This is a genomic window from Velocimicrobium porci, assembly GCF_009696045.1.
Classification (GTDB): domain Bacteria; phylum Bacillota; class Clostridia; order Lachnospirales; family Lachnospiraceae; genus Velocimicrobium; species Velocimicrobium porci.
In genome coordinates this window covers 1-3,043 of sequence record NZ_VUMT01000055.1, presented here as the reverse complement: position 1 = coordinate 3,043, position 3,043 = coordinate 1, and the positions used below count along the sequence as shown (strand labels likewise).

Below are 3,043 nucleotides of genomic sequence, written 5' to 3'. Positions count from 1 at the left end.
TCTTGCAACCTCTTTCCTTGGTCAAGCCCTCGACCGATTAGTAACAGTCAGCTCCACATGTTACCATGCTTCCACCTCTGCCCTATCAACCTGATCGTCTCTCAGGGGTCTTACTAGCTTACGCTATGGGAAATCTTATCTTGAGGGGGGCTTCACGCTTAGATGCCTTCAGCGTTTATCCCGTCCAAACTTGGCTACCCAGCTATGCTCCTGGTGGAACAACTGGTACACCAGCGGTTCGTCCATCCCGGTCCTCTCGTACTAAGGACAGCTCCTCTCAAATTTCCTACGCCCGCGCCGGATAGGGACCGAACTGTCTCACGACGTTCTGAACCCAGCTCGCGTACCGCTTTAATGGGCGAACAGCCCAACCCTTGGGACCTACTACAGCCCCAGGATGCGATGAGCCGACATCGAGGTGCCAAACCACTCCGTCGATGTGAACTCTTGGGAGTGATAAGCCTGTTATCCCCAGGGTAGCTTTTATCCGTTGAGCGATGGCAATCCCACTTTATACCACCGGATCACTAAGTCCTACTTTCGTACCTGCTCCACCCGTCGGTGTCACAGTCAAGCTCCCTTCTGCCTTTGCACTCTTCGAATGGTTTCCGACCATTCTGAGGGAACCTTTGAGCGCCTCCGATACCCTTTCGGAGGCGACCGCCCCAGTCAAACTCCCCGCCTGACATTGTCCCCCAGCCGGGTCACGGCTGCAGGTTAGAAATCCAATACTGCAAGGGTGGTATCCCAACAATGGCTCCGAAGCAACTGGCGTCACTTCTTCCAAGCCTCCCACCTATCCTGTACATGCAATACCGAATCCCAGTATCAAACTAGAGTAAAGCTCCATGGGGTCTTTCCGTCCTGGCGCGGGTAACCAGCATCTTCACTGGTATTTCAATTTCACCGGGTGCATTGTTGAGACAGTGCCCAAATCATTACGCCTTTCGTGCGGGTCGGAACTTACCCGACAAGGAATTTCGCTACCTTAGGACCGTTATAGTTACGGCCGCCGTTTACTGGGGCTTAAGTTCGAACCTTCGACTTACGTCTAAGTCCTCCCCTTAACCTTCCAGCACCGGGCAGGCGTCAGCCCATATACCTCACCTTTCGGTTTCGCATAGACCTGTGTTTTTGCTAAACAGTTGCTTGGGCCAATTCTCTGCGACCTACTTTCGTAGGCACCCCTTCTCCCGAAGTTACGGGGTCATTTTGCCGAGTTCCTTAACAATGCTTCTCCCGTCGGCCTTAGGATTCTCTCCTCATCTACCTGTGTCGGTTTACGGTACGGGCTTGTGCAAAACAATAGCGGCTTTTCTTGGCAGCTAGCTCACGAGCTTCCCTACTTCTATTTTCAGTCCACGTCACGTCTTCTCCTTATGAGGCGGATTTGCCTACCTCACGGATACCCCGCTTGTACCGGTCTTTCCTTTCCCGGCTCTCGCTTTCTCTCTGCGTCCCCACAGTTCTGTTTACACAAGGTACAGGAATCTCAACCTGTTGTCCATCGACTACGTCTTTCGACCTCGCCTTAGGTCCCGACTTACCCAGAGCAGATCAGCTTTACTCTGGAAACCTTGGATATTCGGCCTAGAAGATTCTCACTTCTATCTCGCTACTCATTCCGGCATTCTCTCTTCTTAGCTCTCCACAGCTCCTTCCGGTACTGCTTCGCCGACCTAAGAATGCTCCTCTACCAATTGTATTACTACAATTCCACAGCTTCGGTGTCGTGTTTTAGCCCCGGACATTTTCGGCGCAGGACCTCTCGACTAGTGAGCTATTACGCACTCTTTGAATGTATGGCTGCTTCTGAGCCAACATCCTAGTTGTCTTCGAAATCCCACATCCTTTTCCACTTAACACGTACTTTGGGACCTTAGCTGGTGGTCTGGGCTCTTTCCCTTTCGACTACCCAACTTATCTCGTGTAGTCTGACTCCTGTACAGCATCTATATGGCATTCGGAGTTTGATAATCTTCGGTAAGCTTTGACGCCCCCTAGGATATTCAGTGCTCTACCTCCATTAGACTCGTACAAGGCTAGCCCTAAAGCTATTTCGAGGAGAACCAGCTATCTCCGAGTTCGATTGGAATTTCTCCCCTACCCACAGTTCATCCCCACCCTTTTCAACGGATGTGGGTTCGGTCCTCCATTGCCTTTTACGGCAACTTCAACCTGACCATGGGTAGATCACCCGGTTTCGGGTCTATTCCCACTGACTTGACGCCCTCTTAAGACTTGGTTTCCCTTCGGCTCCAGACTTTACGTCCTTAACCTTGCCAGTAAGAATAACTCGCCGGACCGTTCTACAAAAAGTACGCGGTTCCCCATATAAAGAGGTTCCACAGCTTGTAAACACAGGGTTTCAGGTTCTCTTTCACTCCCCTCCCGGGGTTCTTTTCACCTTTCCTTCACAGTACTATGCTCTATCGGTCACTAAGTAGTATTTAGCCTTAGGGGGTGGTCCCCCTCAATTCCCACAAGGTTTCTCGTGTCTCGTGGTACTTTGGATCCCGCTCGCTACGTTAAGATTTCGAATACGAGGCTTTCACTCTCTCTGGCTGGCTTTCCCAAAACCATTCTTCTATCCGCTCGCTCACTTCTTGCGGTCCATAACCCCGGTTTGCACGCAATCCGGTTTAGGCTCTTTCCCTTTCGCTCGCCGCTACTCAGGAAATCGATGTTTCTTTCTCTTCCTCCGGGTACTTAGATGTTTCAGTTCCCCGGGTTCCCTTCCATACGTTATGGATTGGCGTATGGATGACAGAGGTTTGCTCTGCCGGGTTTCCCCATTCAGACATTCACGGGTCAATGGATATTTGCTCCTCACCGTGACTTTTCGCAGCTTATCACGTCTTTCTTCGGCTCTTAGTGCCAAGGCATCCACCCTGCGCTCTTTGTAGCTTGACCTTTTGGTTCTTCTTGATGTTTAGCGTTACATCTCTTTTGCTTTCGGTAAAATTGTTTCTTTTTACTTTATGGATGTCTGGCAAATCATATCTCTATGATTTACTTCTTCAATGTGTAGTTTTCAAGGTAC

1 rRNA gene is annotated in these 3,043 nt (G+C 50.4%); it reads right to left on the bottom strand.

The features are described 5' to 3' along the window. Positions 1 to 17: 17 nt before the first annotated feature. Positions 18 to 2,913: ribosomal RNA gene (locus tag FYJ58_RS14480) — 23S ribosomal RNA — on the bottom strand. Positions 2,914 to 3,043: the final 130 nt, after the last annotated feature.